Below are 16,214 nucleotides of genomic sequence, written 5' to 3' on the forward strand. Positions count from 1 at the left end.
TCTGCAATGCTTCAGAAAATGAGGCAGACGACATCATCGGAAAACGGGCTCGATAGCCTGCTGCGTGATGCCCTTCTTAGCGTTTTGACCATCATGCTTCGCGAGACGCCAGACCGCGAGCAGGAGTACAAGAGCCCTGCGGGCAATGGCATGGATCACGCTCTCAGATTAAGCCGACAATATATCAATAGCCGCTATCGTGATCCCGACTTCAAGATAAGGGAAATGGCAGACACGCTACGCCTGTCGATGCGGCAGGTTCAGCGTAGCTTCGCCTCGTTGGGAACGACGCCGACGAAGTATTTGCTGATAAAGCGGCTCGAGCATGCCAGAAAGGAAATAGACCAGATTATCGCGGGAAGGCGGGTCGAGCTCATATCCACAATTGCCTTCGAGGCCGGCTTCTCAGATCTTTCTTACTTTCAGCGAACATTCCGAAGAGCGTTCGGAAATACGCCGCGGGACTACCTCTCCGGTATCGCCGAACGGGTTCATATCGGCGTCGAAGATTCGGCAACTGGAAGAGGCCCGTGAGCCGGAAAAGACCGTGCCGCGCGCGACCTATATCTCCGTTCTCATTATCGGTCTCTGATGGGGCAAATCGCCTTTTGGTTCCAGGGTGGCGGAACCTATCGAATAGAGGATGATTCTGCTCCGGCGAGTTCAACGTCCGGGAGGCTGATAAGCGGCAACTGCAAGAATGCTATTCAGCGCTGTTCTCACACGCGCACAATGCGACTATCTATTTTGTGGGCATTCAGTCGTCCGCCTTGGCAGACCTCATCGGCGGAAACTTCTGTTCCGAGGGCGGCTGCGAAGCCGGACGCAATACTTCGGACGAGTCAAATTTCGATGTAACTCGTCTGAGGTTTGGAATCCGAATAGCGCGATAATTGTTGCGGGTTCGTTTACCGCAGATCTTCGATCATGATGCAGATTTCGATACAGCCAAATGGCTGAACTTGTTCAGGCTACTTGAAGCCTGTCTGATATCCGCTTTCGCAGAGTGCCTCGATCTATTGCACCGGACAGCATATAGGAGCCGGTAGGCCCAAACGACAGTACCGATCGAGTAAGCGCCCAGGGCAGCCGTTTTTACTATCGGGAACTTCCGTGCGGCATGTTTCCGATCGCCCACGTGCCGGAGATAAGCTCCTTATGAAGGTCCAGGTCCTCAATCCAGAGCTGGTTCTTGAGGCGATAGTAAGTACGGCAGAGCGCGACAGTCTTGTCTTTGCTTGCGAGGCGCACAGGCGCCGAAATTTCGGTGATGCCGTTATAGATCGTTTTGGTGAATCCGGAGTGGGAGAGAAGAAGGCTTCCTTCGACCTCCTTCGATAGGGTTACTTTGATGAGCTTTTTAAGGTGCTTTGACCCAGGGTGTTGATCGGTCCAATGTTTCACCTCGCGGACCACAAGGAGTATTTTTTCGGAAAGATCGAGACGTGCGTCTCGCGCTTGGGCGAGGTGATCACGGAAGCTCGCGCTCAGGGTTATGAATGGGATTTCGTAGAGCAGCTCGAGTCATCCTTGGAAGGTCTCTACGACATTTGCGAAGACCTCATCGAAGCCGACCTGGCTACGTTTAGAGGTGATGACATTGCAGAGCTTCTTCGACAAATTCCGCCTCAGCGACTCGCGCCTCTGGAAGTATTCTCGACCGCAGATTCCATACGGAAAAAGGCAGATACCCATCTCCAGACCAATGTTCACAAAGTCAGCATGCGAGATGCCGCAGCGGCGTTAAGCGATGTGTTGTCTGATGGGTTTGCGGAGTTAGAGCGATCGAACTGCGATCCGAGAATTACGAAAGCGGTTGCAAAGTGTCTGGGTGAGATTTCAAGGCAGTTCGACCAGTTTTCTCCAATCAAGTTCGGAATCTACCTTGATGTTGCAAACGGGTTTAAGGACGTTCTATCGGACGAACTGAGTACTTTTTCTGCGCGTCTTGTCACGTCGGCTCTCTTGCAATGCGACATATTCCTGCGAAATTTTCAGGCTTGGTCGGACTATTCAAAAGCTGAAAGTGAACAGGGTGGGGATGCATCTGCTGCGCTTGAAGCATTTCAAAGAGCAGCGAGTGACCGGCTATTCGATCAAGACATTCGCGACGCGCTTCAGGATCTTAACTCTGACAAGCGCGATTTTGGGGAGCGAGGCAAACTCGACTATTCCATTTTTCAAAGCATCTCAAATGCCGTTTCAGAGGCTTGTCGCCAGGGTCTCCGTTTTATCTCGACTGTTCCGCGGACGGCTTCGGCCTTGGTGGTCGATACAGTCTGGGATGGTATGAAGGCTGTCGGCGTTAGCGGTTGGGTGGGTTGTACAAAACAGCGCGTTTCTGACCAGTCCGGCAGTGAATAACCCTTTCTTTTCTTGGCTTAAACCGATTGTTGACTTCATCGTTGCCCATTCTTCCACGTGAGTATTGCGTCGATCGTGCCATCCACATGACCGGCCAGCTATAGGACGTTACCAAGGATATCGCTGCTAAGTTGCTGATTTCAAAGATTAGTTGAGATGCTCCTTTGTAATAGTATTGGTCTAACTGACTGAAATTATTGCATAGGAAAGCAGCATTTTCGACCTGATGCAGGGGTTGGATTCCTTTCAAGGCGTAGGGAGCTATTTGGGCGGTTTTACCGCTTGGAGGGGTGTGGCAGGTTGCAGCGGCCGCGGATTGCCTGGTTGTCATAGGCCGTCCGGTAGACGCTACGCTCCCGAAGTATTGGGACGACTTTAGTCACGAATTCTTCAATATCGTCGGGTGCGCACGGTGGCTGCAGCGTGTAGCCGTCCACAGGACCATCGATCCAAACATCGATGACGGCATCTGCGACCTCCTCCGATGTATTAAGCACCTACCGATGATGATCTTCAGAGTCAGAATTGTCATTTCTCAAGAAACCGCCGGACCAGCCGGAAATCCGAGCATTGATTATTCTGGCATGGATCGATCGCGGCGCATTTCGCTTTCACGGCGCTCGTACAGATATCTAGGCATCAACTTAGGATAAAAAACTACCCGTGCGGCTAAGCTTAGAATGAAGCGCCTCGAATAGTCGATAAACTCCATAAAATATATGAGTTAGATCGGTTTCTTTGCCTGCGAGGGTGCACATGGAGTTTTCAAGACGTAAGTTTTCGGCCCTGTTGGCGGGGTCTTTGACACTGCCTCTTCTGAAGATCGACCCGGCGACGGCGGCGGAGAAGGTGGTTCGGATCGGTTATCAGAAATACGGCACGCTCGTCCTGCTGAAGGGAAAGGGCCTGCTGGAGCAGAAGCTCGGCAAGATCGGCTATACGGTGAGCTGGAAGGAATTTCCGGCCGGCCCACAGCTTCTTGAGGCGTTGAATGTCGGTGCTATTGACTTCGGCACCACCGGGGAAACGCCGCCGATCTTTGCCCAGGCCGCCGGTGCGCCTCTCGTCTACGTGGCCCACGAGCCGCCGGCGCCGCTGGGCGAAGCCATTCTCGTGCCCAAGAATAGTCCGATCAAATCGGTTGCCGAGCTCAAGGGCAAGACGGTTGTCCTCAATAAGGGCTCGAACGTGCATTTCCTCCTCGTCAAGGCGCTTGAGGAGGCGGGTCTCAAATACAGCGACATCAAGACGTCCTTTCTGCCGCCGGCTGATGCGCGTGCCGCCTTCGAGCGCGGTGCGGTGGATGCATGGGTGATATGGGATCCTTTCCAGGCGGCTGCAGAGGTGGCAATCGAAGCGCGCGAACTGCGTAATGGCGACGGGATAGTGCCGAACCATCAATTCTATCTCAGCACCAAGAATTTCGTCGCCGATCATCCGCAGGCCGTCGATATCGTCCTTGAGGCGGTCGGTGAAATCGACGAATGGGCAAAGACGAATACCTCGGCCGCAGCCGCGGAGCTTGCTCCGTCCGTCGGCATTCCGGAGGATGTGCTCGCCATCGCGCTGAAGCGCCAGTCCTATGGCGTCAAGGCGCTGGACGCGGCGGTGGTGACGCAGCAGCAGGCAATCGCCGATACCTTCTTCGAGCTGGGTCTCATCCCGAGCAAGATCTCCATCGCAGATGTCGTGCGCAAGGGCGGTGCCTGATGGTTGAGACGTCGGTGGCCGGCTATTCGGCCGACGAACGCCGTAGGATCAATGGCAAGGAACTCGGGCGCGCATTTGCGCCCTGGGCGCTTCCGATCGTGCTGCTGGTCGCCTGGGAGATCGCTGCGCGCACGGGCCTGGTCAATGCCCGCCTGATGCCGGCACCGACGAAGATTGCCGCCACCTTCTGGCGTTTGCTGCTTGATGGCTCGCTCCTCTATCACACGCTTGCTTCGACACAGCGCGCCTTGATCGGGCTTGTGATCGGCGGAGGATTGGGCTTCGTCGCCGGCGTAATAAACGGCCTTTGCAAGCCGGCCGAGACTTTTCTCGACAGCACCTTACAGATGGTGCGCAATATTCCGCATCTCGCGCTCGTCCCGCTCGTCATCCTTTGGTTTGGGATTGACGAGGGAGCGAAGATATTTCTCGTCGCGATCGGCGTCTTCTTCCCGATCTATATCAACACCTTCCACGGTGTCCGCACCATTGATCCTCAACTGGTCGAGATGGCCTCCGTCTACGGCCTCGATCGCAAGGCGCTGATCCAGCGCATCATCCTTCCGGGTGCGCTGCCATCGATTCTCGTCGGCCTGCGTTATGCGCTCGGTTTCATGTGGCTGACCTTGATCGTCGCCGAAACGATCTCGGCAACCAGCGGCATCGGCTTCATGACGATGAATGCACGGGAGTTCTTTCAGACGGACATCGTGTTGCTCGGCATCATCGTCTATGCCCTGCTTGGAAAGCTGGCCGATATCGCGACCCGAGTGATAGAGCGCCGTGTCCTTGTCTGGCATTCAGCCTATCAGACAGGCGATGGTGCGAAGCGATGAGTGCGGCCGAGATATCAGCAGCGATCGATGCGGATGACGCGGTGGACGGCGGCTTGCCGATCTCGCTGACGCATGTCAAAAAATCCTTCGGCAAGCTCGATGTGCTGAGCAATTTCGATCTCGAAGCCTCCGCAGGCCAGTTTCTGGCCGTCGTCGGGCGGTCCGGCGGCGGCAAGTCGACGCTGATGCGGTTGATAGCGGGGCTCGATGCACCGAGCGGCGGTCATGTAACGATCGACGGAAAGACGGTCGATCGGCTTCATCCGGCCGTACGCCTGCTTTTCCAAGAAGCCCGTCTCGTTCCCTGGCAGCGCGTCATCGAGAATGTTGGCATTGCCCGTGGGTCGAACTGGCGGGAAACCGCGCGAGCCGTCCTTGCCGACGTCGGTCTGCAGGAGCGTGAGGAGGATTGGCCGACCGTATTGTCGGGCGGCCAGCGGCAGCGCGTGGCGCTTGCACGCGCTTTGGTCAGCCGCCCGCAGATTCTTCTGCTGGACGAACCCTTCGGAGCGCTCGATGCTCTAACCCGCATCGACATGCATCGCTTGCTTGAGGGCATCTGGGCGGACCGCGGTTTTACTACCGTGCTGATCACGCATGATGTCGCCGAAGCGGTTGCGCTTGCGGATCGCGTCGTCGTCCTTCGGCAAGGCACAATCGCCCTCGATATAGACATCGGTCTGGACCGTCCGCGGCGCGAGCTTGCCGACCCCAGAGCCGTCGACCTGCAGCGACGCATTCTGGAGGCGGTCTAAGAGGCGCCCGGCGCGCCCGTGTTTATTCCCTAAACCACAACGCAACTCCGTTGGCGGCATCGGCATCAACCAGCAAACCTCCCTCGAATGCACGCGGCGAAAACCCCCCTTGCACGAGGGTATCCGCCGTTATTTTGAGGGAGCGCACCCTCAGTCCGAGGACTATCTTTCTTTCGTTGCCTTCAAAGCTTGGTGGAACCGCGGACCCAAACCGGGAGGCAGCGTTGTCCTCGGGGATAATATGAAGCGTGACAATACCGGCTTGAATCGCAATACCGTCCTTCCTGACTTGCGGTGCCACGGCATCAGGAAATCCAGCGAGCAATTCGGCAATCGTTTGAGGGGCGCGGCTCACAATAAACACGTCGACAATATTGAGGACACCGTTCGGGTGGTCCTGATTGTCCGGTTGCCACACCAGTTCTGGCGTATTGTGCTGGCAAAAGAAGAAACGGCCGTTGGAAATCGCCTCCTTGCCGATCTGGAAGGTGCGGAAGCTGGCCGATTTCTCTGTCCCTCCCACGTCAACCGGCCGCGAAAAATCCTGCCATTCCGTAACGGATTTGCCGGCATTGCCCAAGTCTCGTTGCAGGCCGGCAGCATCGGTTGCGCGAAACGCAAGCCCGTTCAAACCCATCGGATAGGACCACAGATCGCTCCGCTTCCTATCATTCTCCTCCGGGAATCCCAGTAGCTCCAGATAGTTTTCACCGAAAACGGCGAGATGATTAATGGAGCCCAGGGTGTGATAGCCTCGCGGCGTGAGGCTGAAGCCGAGCTTGCGGTAGATAGCGGCTGCATCGTCCAGCCGGTCAAGGGCGCCCACGACCGCGTGATCGAGGATGAGTGGTTGGGTCGTAACAGCCATCAACGTCTCCCAATACAAAGACAAATTAAATGATAGTCTTTTCGCGGCAGCAGCCCGTTGCCAAGGGCCGCATCAGATATGGTTCAGAAGCAACCGTTCCTTATTGGTCTCGGTTCCAGCCATTCTTTTCGGCTGATACCGCGATCAGCGATGCATAGTCTTTGCCGATTACTCGGAGCTTTTGCACTAGGTCGGAATTGGGGCCGCCGAGCTGGCCTACATAGTCTTCGCCTTGATTGGATTTGGCCCAATCGTTGCCGATGAAGCGCGCAGTTGCCTTGCCTGAAGTGGCGATTTCCGGCTTGGGATCTGCGAAGGATGCAGCCGCTTGTTTCAATCCGTCCAAGAAGGTCGCGTCATCGAGGCCGCTATAGGGCTTTCCTTCGGAATTTGTGACGTTGAGGTAAATCTGTTCATCTGCGAACGCGGTATAGCCGCCTCCCAAGCCTTTCTTCGTCGCATCGGCTGTTTCGAAGAATTTCTGTGCGACAGCAGCGTTGAGCGTGTCCTTGGGAAAACGTACGACGACAAAGCCGGTCTTGCCCGACGTATCGTCAAGGCGCGAGACGAGCACGCTGTACTGGCGAAAAACATAACCAAACGAGCCGGCAAGCCGATCGGCGGCGAGGTCATCGAGCTCTCCCTGCGTTTGAAGCGATGCATTGGTTTTCAACAGATACCCTCCGGGTGTCACCTCGGTCTCCAGGCCCGCCGGATCGATGCCGTTTACCGATATGATTTTCGGCACGATCTGCTTCAGGACTTCGGCAGAGAATGCTGCCCGGTCGTCGTAACTTGCATGGGCGAGCCCTGGCAGGTCGAAGCCCGAAGAAGGCGTGGCTTCATAGGATAGAAGCACCTTCTGGCCTGCAGTTGCAGGACTGTAAGATGCAAGCGCGATGGTAATAGGCAGAACAATTGCAGCGCCGAACTTGGCAGCGATTGAGAAGGTATTCTTGATGTAAATTCTTGGTAGCATTGGTAATTTTCCTCATCGATTCCAGTATTCATTTCGCGTTGATCTTGCGCTTGTCCTGTCCCTCACGACGCTGTTGGCTGGCGTCGCTTGGAATTTGATTGTCAACGGTGACGTCGGTGCCGGTGAGACCATATTTCACGGGAAAGCTCCGAACATTTCGATTGCAGTTCGCCCTTGGTGCCGTCGTCGACATCATCATCGAGAAGCAGCATCTGATATTCTTGGGCTAGCAATCTTGCCTCGATGGCGTCGCGCTGCGTCGAGAGATGAAAGAAGTAATGTAGCCTGCTCATGGCGCACCTTTCCCTTAGGCGGCGCGACTGACGTTGTCAGAGGACGTCGACGTCAGCTTGTGGATTGCCCGCAGCACGTCCGATGTCGTCGCAAAGTGTTGACCGTCGAGGTCGTAGACATGAAATTTGACCGCAACAAACTTCAGGGAGTTGCTGTCCGGAACGACGATGCCGACCGGAATGCCGGCGTATTCGATCACCTGTCTGGTCATTGCGATCACCTGTTGAAATCCATTCTTGAGGATGAGATGAAGAGCGAGGCACGGCATCGCGAGTGCTTTAGTCTATAAATTTAGTATACTATATTCACCGGGGACGACCATTCTCATCGATACCAAATAGCCGCGAAGTCGCGGAATAAAATTCTAATATATGAAGATTTAGGCTGTCGCGGGTCTTTAGGCAGGTGCATGCGGCCTTCAGTCGCCCGCTTGGTGCCCGGACCCGATCAGATGCAAACGAACTCCGCTGGCATCGAAGCCTCTCGCGCCACCGTCAGCTACAGTGAAGGTAAGTGAAACCTGACATTCGCAATCGTCAGGTCAACGGCTCCTTCGCCTGAATCCTTGACGATGACATTTTCTGCGTCGGCGCCGCTCTGCCTGCTCGTCTTGTCGAAAGCATATGGAAGGTGGCGTGAACGGTTTTGATTTTTTGACTGTCGATGACTTCGACCATTGATCTCCGTCTATAGGAAGGCAGTTGGCGATTGGTTTCATCCGCAGCGCGCAAATTAGAATATTAATTCTATAGATAATTAGATGTTTGTCGTAGGTTGATGTGCATTTTCCTACAGAGGCTTACACAATGGGCATCAAAGCCAAACTCAAAGCGGCAACTTTATTGTCGGCATGGTTATTGGCGGCGCCGGTCGCATTTGCCGATGACCAGCCAGTCAAAGGCGGCACGCTGATTTATCTTGAGCAGCAGGCACACACGAATCTCTATCCGCCAGCCGGGGGTTTCTATCCGAACGGCGGTATCCTGAACCAGATCACTGACAAGCTGACCTATCAAAATCCCAAGACGCTTGAAATCGAGCCGTGGATTGCCGAGTCTTGGACAGTCAACAACGCGGCGACCGAGTATACATTCAAGATCCGCAAGGGCGTGACCTTTTCGGATGGATCGCCGCTCGATGCCAATGCCGTCGCAAAGAATTACGATACATTCGGCCTTGGCAACAAGGAGCTGAAGCAGCCGGTTTCGGAGGTCATCAACAATTACGATCATAGCGAAGTCGTCGACCCCTCTACCGTCAAGTTCTATTTCAGGAAGCCATCTCCTGGTTTTCTGCAGGGAACGTCGGTGATCGGATCCGGCTTGGTTTCGCTGAAAACGCTCGCACTCCCCTTCGATCAGCTCGGCGACGCCACGAAGATCATTGGTTCTGGCCCCTTCGTCGTCGAAAGCGAAGCGCTCGGCAAGCAGCTCTCGCTGAAGGCGCGGGCGGACTACAATTGGAGCCCAAGCAAGCTGGAGCATCAGGGCCGCGCCTATCTGGACGGCATCAAGTACATCATTACCGGCGAAGACAGCGTACGCATCGGCGCCTTGCTGTCTGGTCAGGCTGATTTCATTCGCCAGCTCCAGGCATATGACGAAAAGCAGGTCGCCGATCAGAGTTTCGCGATCTATGCGGCACCGACGCGCGGTGTGAACGACAGCGTTGCCTTCCGGCCCGATAATCCGCTCGTTGCCGACATCAAGGTCCGTCAGGCGCTTCTGCATGCGACGAACAACAAGGAAATCGTCGATACGCTGTTTTCAGCCAATTATCCGCAAGCAAAGTCGGTCATTTCATCGGCCGCGGCCGGATACGCGGATCTCTCATCGAACCTGAGTTACGACCCGGCCGTCGCCGAGAAGCTTCTCGACGAAGCGGACTGGAAGAAGGGGGCGGACGGCATTCGCCAGAAGGACGGAAAGCCGCTTTCACTTGCTGTCTATGAATCTCTGCCGCAGCCGCAGAACAAGGCCGTTCTGCAGCTCGTCGCTCAGCAATGGGCGAAGATCGGTGTCAAGCTGCAGGTTCTTGCCGGCACGTCGGGAAATGTCGTGACTGACAACATCGATCCGGTGAAGACCCCGTTGGTTGTCGCTGAAGTCGGCCGTGCCGATCCCGACGTCATCAAGAGCCAGTTCTATCCCAAGAACCGGGATGCCCTGCTGCAGAAGGGTGGTCTCAATCCCAAGGCGACTTTCTTCGACGACAAGCTGAACGGCATCCTCGAGACCGTTGCCTCCGAAACCGATAGGGGCAAGCGGTTGGCTGCGGCCAAGGCCGCGCAGGAATATCTGCTGGATCAGGCTTACGTCATCCCGTTCTTCGAGGAACCTCAGGTTTTTGCAGGTGCACCGTACGTCAAGGGAGTGGCGTTCGAGGCTGTGGGACGCCCGTCCTTCTACAGCGCCTGGCTTGCAGAGCATTGACGAAAGATACAAGCCCGGCTTCGCGCCGGGCTCCTCCTCCAGGAAAGCATGGTAGCAGCATGGCAAGATACATATTATCGAGAATCGGGCAGGCCCTTTTCGTGTTATGGGCTGCCTTCACTGTATCCTTCGTATTGTTGCAGTCGCTGCCGGGTGATGCAGTGCTGATCAAGTTCCAGAACCCGGATTACGGGCTGAGCCCCGAGCAGCTTGCCGATATCAGGGCGGCTTATGGCGCCGACGGATCGTTCCTGCACCAATATGCCCATGCGGTCTGGAATGTTCTGACGGGGGATTTCGGCTATTCCCTGCAGGCAGGCGTTCCGGTGAGCTCGCTGCTTGCCACCAACCTGCCACCGTCCCTTCTGCTTGCAGCATCGGGGTTTGTGGTGGCGACGCTTCTTGCCGTTCTGATTGCAATCGCCTGCAATCTTTCCGGTCTTGCCTGGCTGCGTGGCCTGATCCAATCCATTCCGTCGCTGTTCATATCGGTGCCGACCTTCTGGCTCGGCATCATGCTCATTCAGATATTCTCTTTCCGGCTTCGCCTCGTGCCGGTCATCAATCCGGGTCCATGGGAGGGTCTTTTCCTGCCCATCCTGACGGTCGCGGTGCCGATTTCGGCGCCGCTCGCGCAGATATTGCTGAAGAACATAGACGAGGTCCTGACGAAGCCCTTCGTGCCCGTGGCACGGGCCAAGGGACTTTCGCATGCCAAAGTCCTGTGGCGGCATGTCGCCAAGAACACGCTGCTGCCGGTTTTAACCGTTGCCGGCTTGCTGTTCGGAGAGCTGATCGCCAGCGCGGTCATCACCGAAACGGTCTTCGGCCTCAATGGTATCGGCGGGCTGACGAAACAGGCCGTGGACAGCCAGGATGTCGCCGTTCTTCAGGCGATCGTCGTTATTGCCGCGACCGCGTTCGTCGTCATCAACCTCGTGGTCGATCTTCTCTATCCCGTGCTCGATCCACGTCTGAAGACCAAGCTGGGAGCCGCATGATGGCGACGATCGAAACCGCCCGACATCATGCAGACCTCGATGCGTCCGACCGGAAAGTCAGTGTATCGCCCCTGACGCTTGAGACCGATTTTCAGGAGAACGCCGGAGCTGGCGGGCGTTTTCCGCGCATGCAGCCTGGTCTCCTCCTTGGGAGCCTCATCCTCGCACTGGCTGTCCTTTGGGCACTTTTCCCAAGCCTTTTTACGATTTATGACCCTGTCCAGGGCCTGCCCGGACAACATCTACGACCGCCCAGTGCCACCCATCTCCTGGGCACGGATTCGCTTGGGCGAGATCTCTATGCCCGCATCGTCCATGGTGCTATCCACTCGCTATCGGGCGCGCTCGCTGCCGTTGGCATCGCGCTTGTGGCCGGCACGACGCTCGGCGTGCTTGCCGGATCGTTCGGCGGCAGGATTGAGACGGTCATCATGAGGCTGGTCGATGTCATGCTGTCGATACCGGATCTTCTCTTGTCGCTCAGCATCATCGTTCTGCTCGGTTTCGGCACCGTCAACGCCGCGATCGCGGTCGGCTGCACGCTGATCGCCAAGTTTGCCCGATTGGTTCGCTCCGAAGTCGTGACGGTGCGCCGAAGCGAATATGTCGAGGCCGCCTTCGGAAGCGGCGGGACATTCCTCAAGGTGCTTTGGCGTCACATCCTGCCGAATTCACTGACCTCGGTGATCGCCTTTGCGGCACTTCAGGCCGGCTGGGCGATCCTGCAGCTCGCGACGCTCGGCTTTCTCGGCTATGGCGCCCCGCCACCGACACCGGAATGGGGCTTGCTGATCGCCGAAGGACGCAACTATATCGCAACCGCCTGGTGGTTGACCGCGGCGCCCGGTCTTGTCGTCGTCCTGGTGGTCATTTCCATCAATCGCATCAGCCGGGCAATCGGGAGCATCGGGAAATGACGGCTCCAATCATTGGAACGATTGGGGAAAACGGTGCACCGATCCTCGATGTTGCCGGCCTCAGGGTTGCCTATCGCGACAAGAGCGGCCAGCGCACGGTTGTCCACGATATTGACTTTGAGGTTCGCGCCGGCGAAGTGGTCGCCCTCGTCGGCGAATCCGGTTCCGGCAAGAGCTCCACGGCACAGGCGCTGATCGGCCTTCTGCCCGAAGGTGGCTTTCTCCAGCAAGGAACCATCCGCCTGAATGGTCAGGATATTGCTGGCTGGCCGCAAAAGCGACTGGACGGCATTCGTGGTTCCATCATCAGCCTCGTGCCGCAGGATCCGGGCAATTCGCTCAATCCGGTGAGGACGATCGGCGAACAGGTCGCCGAAATCCTGACGGTGCATGGCAGGACCTTTGGAGCGGCTGCTCGCGTTCAAGCGATCGAATTGCTGGAACGTGTCGGCCTCAGCCAGCCTCAATTGCGTGCCGGGCAATATCCGCATGAGCTCTCCGGCGGCATGCGTCAGCGCGTGTTGATCGCCATTGCCATTGCGTTGAAACCTTCGCTGATCATCGCCGACGAACCCACCAGTGCCTTGGATGTCACGGTGCAGAGGCACATTCTTGATCTGATCGACGATCTGAGACGGGAATATGGCACAGCGGTCCTTCTGGTGACCCACGACCTCGGGGTTGCTGCCGATCGATCCGACAGGCTGATCGTCTTGCAGCACGGCCGCATCCAAGAGCAGGGACGCACGGCCGATATCCTCGCAAACCCGCAAAGCAGCTATACGCGCCGTCTGCTTGCCGACGCGCCGTCGTTGAATGCGCGGCCGAAGGCCTCGCCTGCACACCCGGTTGCATCCGTCGCGCCGACCGACGACATCGTCGTGGTCGATAGGCTGGTGCAGGATTTCGGTACCGGTAGCAGCGGCAGTTTCCGGGCGGTCGACGATGTCTCTTTTCGTGTTCGCCGCGGCAGCACCCACGCAATCGTCGGCGAATCCGGCTCCGGCAAGACGACGACGATAAGGATCGTTTCCGCCTTTCAGAAGCCGACCTCAGGGCAGGTGCTGATCGACGGGCTCGACCTGTCTTCGTTGCGCGGCGAAACGTTGAGGCTGCTGCGCAAGAAGATCCAGCTCGTCTATCAAAATCCCTATGGTTCGCTCGATCCGCGCCAGACAATTGCTGGGATCGTGGAGGAGCCGTTGCTGAATTTCGAACGCCTATCCCGGCGTGAGCGATTGGCGAAGGTGGCGGCCACGCTCGACAAGGTCAGGCTGCCAGTCGACATATCGCAACGTCGGCCACATGCCCTCTCGGGAGGGCAGCGCCAGCGCGTCGCGATTGCGCGTGCCCTGGTGCTCGACCCGCAGATCCTGGTGCTCGATGAGGCGGTGTCCGCGCTTGACGTAACGGTACAGGCGCAGATCCTCGATCTCTTGGACGAGCTGCAGCGCGAGCTTGGGCTGACTTATCTGTTCGTCTCCCACGATCTCGCCGTCGTGCGACAGATCGCGGACACTGTCTCGGTGCTGAACGCCGGGCAGTTGGTCGAGACGGGTCGCGTCGAAGACGTCTTTTCCGATCCCAGGAGCCCGTACACGCGCGAGCTGATCGATGCGGTGCCAGGCAAGAAGTTTCCGCGGGCCACCGAGTCCACCCTTATAAGTGCAGGATGATCCCATGAGTACGCCAACATTACCGAAGAGACTGGGCTTCTTCAGTCGGGTCCTAGACCAGGTGGATGCTGGAACCCGCTACAGGCTGGTTGCCGAGCAGATTATCCACGCCGAAAAGCATGGCTTCGACACGGCCTGGGTGGCGCAGCATCACTTCAACGGAGACGAAGGCGGCTTGCCTGCGCCATTGGTGTTTCTCGCCGCCCTGGCCCCGCAGACCTCGCATATTCGTTTGGGGACGGGTGTCATTACGCTGCCGATGGAGAACGCGGTGCGGGTCGCCGAAGATACAGCCGTGCTAGACAAGCTGCTCGACGGGCGGCTGGAGGTCGGCTTCGGCACGGGCGGTACCCCGCAGGCCTTCCTTCCCTTTGGTCTGGAAAGCAGCCAGCGCTCGGAGGTCTATGGCAATCATCTTGCTCTGGTGCGCGATGCCTGGGCGGGCGGAGAGCTTACGGGCGGCAACCGCCTCTATCCGGCAGCGCCGCATCTGCGCGACCATGTCTGGCAGGCGACATTTTCCGTTGGCGGCGGCTTGCGTGCAGGCCGCGATGGCGACGGGTTGATGTTGTCGCGCACACAGCCGCGGCCGGCCGAGACGCCGGACGCCAAGCTCTGGGACCTGCAAGGCCCGATCATCGATGCCTATCTGTCGGCGTTGCCGGCAGGGCGTCAACCGCGAATATTGGGTTCGCGGAGCCTCTTTGTCGCCGACAGCAGGAAAGAGGCTCTTCATTTTGCCGATATCGGCCTGAGGCGGATCGTCGAACACTTCAAGGCAACGGGCTTTGTGATCCCAGGCGAAACCACGGCTGATTTGATCAGAGCATTCGATGTTCACGTCGGCACCCCTGACGACGTTATCGCATCGCTTCAGGCAGACACGGCATTGGCGCGGGTCACGGACCTGGTCTTCCAAGTGCATTCCGTCGATCCGCCGCATGGACATATTCTACGCTCGCTGGAACTGACGGCTGCTCGTGTCGCCCCAGCGCTTGGTTGGATGCAGCAGCGCCCCACCGGAAATGAACGCCGCTTTGCGGCGCAAGTCTAATGGCGGCATCCGAAGAAAAGGCATCGACCATGACTTTGCAGACCAGAGACGTCATCGATTTCCTTGCAGGAATAGATCCTGGGTCCGATCTTGACGGCCTTCGGGCACGACGGCCCGAGACGCGCCTCAATGCCCAGAAGAGCTATGAAGCTCTTTTCGAGCCCGAGCATTGGGGAAGCGTGACCCCGGCGGAGCGCTTTGCCGTCGCCGCCTTTGTTGCCGGCCTCCACAAGGCACCGGAGATTGCGAATTTCTATTCTTCCAAGTTGCGGGATGAGACGCATGGTCCCGAGCTCGTTGCCGTCATCGGCGCGGAGCTGGAGGCCGGCGATACGACCGGACCTTACGGCCATTATCCGGCTGGCCCGCTTTCCCGCGAGGACCGGCCGGGCCTCGTCTATGAGGTTTCGGGTGAAAGGCGGAAACTTCTGGACCTGAAGCTCAGCGCGGCGCTCGAACACAGCCATCTTCTGGTCTTCCGTCCGAGGGAGGCAAGTGCTGCGGCGCTGCAGAAGCTGCACGACGCCGGCTGGACGACCACAGGCATTGTCACCTTGTCACAGATCACGGCATTTCTGGCGTTTCAGATCAGGGTGGTCGCCGGGCTGAGGGCGCTTGCGAAGAACTCGGCCAATATCGGACAGGTCGCGCAAGCCTAGTCGCACGAACAAGGAATCCTTTCATGACCGAAACCGTCATTCATCCCGAAATCGCAGACCGGCCGAATGCCTTTACCCAAGCTGAAATCGGCTGGACGCCATGGCTGCAGCCAATTGACGAAGCCGATCTGACCGAGCGTCATTTGGCCGGCCTTGTAGATGCGTCGCGCGCGAAATCGCCCTATTTCATGCTGCTGGTGCGCGACCCCGATATTCTCCAGGCCCGCACCAAAACGGACAAGGATATCTTCTACAATGTTTCGGAGGGCCTTCCCCGAGCCGAGCGCGAACTGGCTGCTACGGCGGCATCGCGAACGAATGGCTGCATTTTCTGCGCCTCGGTGCATTCCCGTTTTGCCTCCCATCATTCCAAGCGAACGGATGACGTGCAGCGTCTGTTGGATGAGGGTCTTCAAGCCGATTTGGGCAGCCGGTGGAATGCTGTAGTTGGGGCGTCAGCTGCACTGACAGCAACGCCATCTCAATTCGGAGCCGACGAGATCGGAAAGTTGCGCGACGAAGGACTTGATGACCTGGAAATCGCCGATGTGATCCATGGCGCCGCCTTCTTCAATTGGGCGAACCGATTGATGCTTTCTCTTGGTGAGCCAACGCCAGCGATCTGAACCCGCTTTCCGGACATGAGTGGCACGATCACCCACTTGCCAT

The 16,214-nt window shown here is 57.5% G+C and carries 16 protein-coding genes and 1 pseudogene; 12 read left to right on the plus strand and 5 right to left on the minus strand.

What is annotated here, in order from left to right:
• The first annotated feature begins 225 nt into the window (after positions 1–225).
• Complete coding sequence (locus tag ACXHXG_RS14950) at positions 226–534, plus strand: helix-turn-helix transcriptional regulator (RefSeq protein ID WP_457900011.1); 309 nt, start codon at positions 226–228, stop codon at positions 532–534.
• Positions 535–1,395: 861 nt separating this feature from the next.
• Positions 1,396–2,364, plus strand: coding sequence for a hypothetical protein (locus tag ACXHXG_RS14955; RefSeq protein WP_457899767.1), 969 nt, complete (start codon positions 1,396–1,398; stop codon positions 2,362–2,364).
• A 275-nt stretch (positions 2,365–2,639) separates the two neighbouring features.
• Here ACXHXG_RS14955 and ACXHXG_RS14960 read toward each other — a convergent pair.
• A pseudogene (locus ACXHXG_RS14960) lies at positions 2,640–2,882 on the minus strand (NtaA/DmoA family FMN-dependent monooxygenase); the annotation flags it as partial.
• 238 nt (positions 2,883–3,120) lie between these two features.
• Here ACXHXG_RS14960 and ACXHXG_RS14965 point away from each other — a divergent pair.
• From ACXHXG_RS14965 to ACXHXG_RS14975, 3 genes are read left to right on the plus strand one after another with little or no spacing between them, the layout of a single operon-like run.
• Positions 3,121–4,074, plus strand: coding sequence for a sulfonate ABC transporter substrate-binding protein (locus ACXHXG_RS14965; protein WP_457899768.1), 954 nt, complete (start codon positions 3,121–3,123; stop codon positions 4,072–4,074).
• The gene (locus tag ACXHXG_RS14970) at positions 4,074–4,910 is read left to right on the plus strand and encodes an ABC transporter permease subunit (protein WP_457899769.1); all 837 of its coding nucleotides are present in this window, start codon (positions 4,074–4,076) and stop codon (positions 4,908–4,910) included. Before ACXHXG_RS14965 ends, ACXHXG_RS14970 begins: the two co-directional genes overlap by 1 nt.
• Positions 4,907–5,665 carry an ABC transporter ATP-binding protein gene (locus tag ACXHXG_RS14975; protein WP_457899770.1) on the plus strand — a complete coding sequence of 253 codons (759 nt, stop codon included), beginning with the start codon at positions 4,907–4,909 and terminating at the stop codon, positions 5,663–5,665. The genes ACXHXG_RS14970 and ACXHXG_RS14975 overlap by 4 nt, the downstream gene beginning before the upstream one ends.
• A 22-nt stretch (positions 5,666–5,687) precedes the next feature.
• Here the strand turns inward: ACXHXG_RS14975 and ACXHXG_RS14980 are convergent, their stop codons facing one another.
• From ACXHXG_RS14980 to ACXHXG_RS14995, 4 genes are all read right to left on the minus strand, one after another.
• A complete protein-coding gene (locus ACXHXG_RS14980; RefSeq protein WP_457899771.1) occupies positions 5,688–6,533 on the minus strand; it encodes a VOC family protein in 846 nt (281 codons plus the stop codon).
• 100 nt (positions 6,534–6,633) lie between these two features.
• Positions 6,634–7,512, minus strand: a complete 879-nt coding sequence (locus tag ACXHXG_RS14985; protein ID WP_457899772.1) for a hypothetical protein — start codon at positions 7,510–7,512, stop codon at positions 6,634–6,636.
• Positions 7,513–7,613: 101 nt separating this feature from the next.
• Positions 7,614–7,805, minus strand: a complete 192-nt coding sequence (locus ACXHXG_RS14990) for a hypothetical protein (RefSeq protein ID WP_457899773.1) — start codon at positions 7,803–7,805, stop codon at positions 7,614–7,616.
• Between the two features lie 14 nt (positions 7,806–7,819).
• Positions 7,820–8,017: a hypothetical protein gene (locus ACXHXG_RS14995; protein WP_457899774.1), complete on the minus strand. Its 198-nt coding sequence runs from the start codon at positions 8,015–8,017 to the stop codon at positions 7,820–7,822.
• A gap of 595 nt (positions 8,018–8,612) precedes the next feature.
• On the opposite strand from ACXHXG_RS14995, the gene ACXHXG_RS15000 reads away from it, so the two are divergent.
• From ACXHXG_RS15000 to ACXHXG_RS15030, 7 genes are read left to right on the plus strand one after another with little or no spacing between them, the layout of a single operon-like run.
• The gene (locus ACXHXG_RS15000) at positions 8,613–10,238 is read left to right on the plus strand and encodes a TIGR04028 family ABC transporter substrate-binding protein (RefSeq protein WP_457899775.1); all 1,626 of its coding nucleotides are present in this window, start codon (positions 8,613–8,615) and stop codon (positions 10,236–10,238) included.
• Positions 10,239–10,297: 59 nt separating this feature from the next.
• Entirely contained in the window at positions 10,298–11,239 is a 942-nt protein-coding gene (locus tag ACXHXG_RS15005; protein WP_457899776.1) for an ABC transporter permease, read from the plus strand.
• Complete coding sequence (locus tag ACXHXG_RS15010) at positions 11,239–12,156, plus strand: ABC transporter permease (protein ID WP_457899777.1); 918 nt, start codon at positions 11,239–11,241, stop codon at positions 12,154–12,156. The genes ACXHXG_RS15005 and ACXHXG_RS15010 overlap by 1 nt, the downstream gene beginning before the upstream one ends.
• Complete coding sequence (locus ACXHXG_RS15015) at positions 12,153–13,832, plus strand: dipeptide ABC transporter ATP-binding protein (protein ID WP_457899778.1); 1,680 nt, start codon at positions 12,153–12,155, stop codon at positions 13,830–13,832. Before ACXHXG_RS15010 ends, ACXHXG_RS15015 begins: the two co-directional genes overlap by 4 nt.
• Before the next feature lie 4 nt (positions 13,833–13,836).
• Positions 13,837–14,886 (plus strand): putative FMN-dependent luciferase-like monooxygenase, encoded by a 1,050-nt coding sequence (locus tag ACXHXG_RS15020; protein ID WP_457899779.1) that lies wholly within the window; start codon positions 13,837–13,839, stop codon positions 14,884–14,886.
• Positions 14,887–14,915: 29 nt separating this feature from the next.
• Positions 14,916–15,545, plus strand: a complete 630-nt coding sequence (locus ACXHXG_RS15025) for a CMD domain protein (protein ID WP_283052870.1) — start codon at positions 14,916–14,918, stop codon at positions 15,543–15,545.
• 23 nt (positions 15,546–15,568) lie between these two features.
• A complete protein-coding gene (locus tag ACXHXG_RS15030; protein WP_457899780.1) occupies positions 15,569–16,171 on the plus strand; it encodes an alkylhydroperoxidase domain protein in 603 nt (200 codons plus the stop codon).
• The last annotated feature ends 43 nt before the right edge of the window (positions 16,172–16,214 follow it).

The organism is Rhizobium sp. LEGMi-198b, assembly GCF_054114205.1.

Excerpts from the sequence above, each read along its gene's own strand:
- ACXHXG_RS14950 (WP_457900011.1), top strand. The coding sequence starts at position 226 with ATGGCAGACACGCTACGCCTGTCGATGCGGCAGGTTCAGCGTAGCTTC.
- ACXHXG_RS14955 (WP_457899767.1), top strand. The coding sequence starts at position 1,396 with ATGTTTCACCTCGCGGACCACAAGGAGTATTTTTTCGGAAAGATCGAG.
- ACXHXG_RS14965 (WP_457899768.1), top strand. The coding sequence starts at position 3,121 with ATGGAGTTTTCAAGACGTAAGTTTTCGGCCCTGTTGGCGGGGTCTTTG.
- ACXHXG_RS14970 (WP_457899769.1), top strand. The coding sequence starts at position 4,074 with ATGGTTGAGACGTCGGTGGCCGGCTATTCGGCCGACGAACGCCGTAGG.
- ACXHXG_RS14975 (WP_457899770.1), top strand. The coding sequence starts at position 4,907 with ATGAGTGCGGCCGAGATATCAGCAGCGATCGATGCGGATGACGCGGTG.
- ACXHXG_RS14980 (WP_457899771.1), bottom strand. The coding sequence starts at position 6,533 with ATGGCTGTTACGACCCAACCACTCATCCTCGATCACGCGGTCGTGGGC.
- ACXHXG_RS14985 (WP_457899772.1), bottom strand. The coding sequence starts at position 7,512 with ATGCTACCAAGAATTTACATCAAGAATACCTTCTCAATCGCTGCCAAG.
- ACXHXG_RS14990 (WP_457899773.1), bottom strand. The coding sequence starts at position 7,805 with ATGAGCAGGCTACATTACTTCTTTCATCTCTCGACGCAGCGCGACGCC.
- ACXHXG_RS14995 (WP_457899774.1), bottom strand. The coding sequence starts at position 8,017 with ATGACCAGACAGGTGATCGAATACGCCGGCATTCCGGTCGGCATCGTC.
- ACXHXG_RS15000 (WP_457899775.1), top strand. The coding sequence starts at position 8,613 with ATGGGCATCAAAGCCAAACTCAAAGCGGCAACTTTATTGTCGGCATGG.
- ACXHXG_RS15005 (WP_457899776.1), top strand. The coding sequence starts at position 10,298 with ATGGCAAGATACATATTATCGAGAATCGGGCAGGCCCTTTTCGTGTTA.
- ACXHXG_RS15010 (WP_457899777.1), top strand. The coding sequence starts at position 11,239 with ATGGCGACGATCGAAACCGCCCGACATCATGCAGACCTCGATGCGTCC.
- ACXHXG_RS15015 (WP_457899778.1), top strand. The coding sequence starts at position 12,153 with ATGACGGCTCCAATCATTGGAACGATTGGGGAAAACGGTGCACCGATC.
- ACXHXG_RS15020 (WP_457899779.1), top strand. The coding sequence starts at position 13,837 with ATGAGTACGCCAACATTACCGAAGAGACTGGGCTTCTTCAGTCGGGTC.
- ACXHXG_RS15025 (WP_283052870.1), top strand. The coding sequence starts at position 14,916 with ATGACTTTGCAGACCAGAGACGTCATCGATTTCCTTGCAGGAATAGAT.
- ACXHXG_RS15030 (WP_457899780.1), top strand. The coding sequence starts at position 15,569 with ATGACCGAAACCGTCATTCATCCCGAAATCGCAGACCGGCCGAATGCC.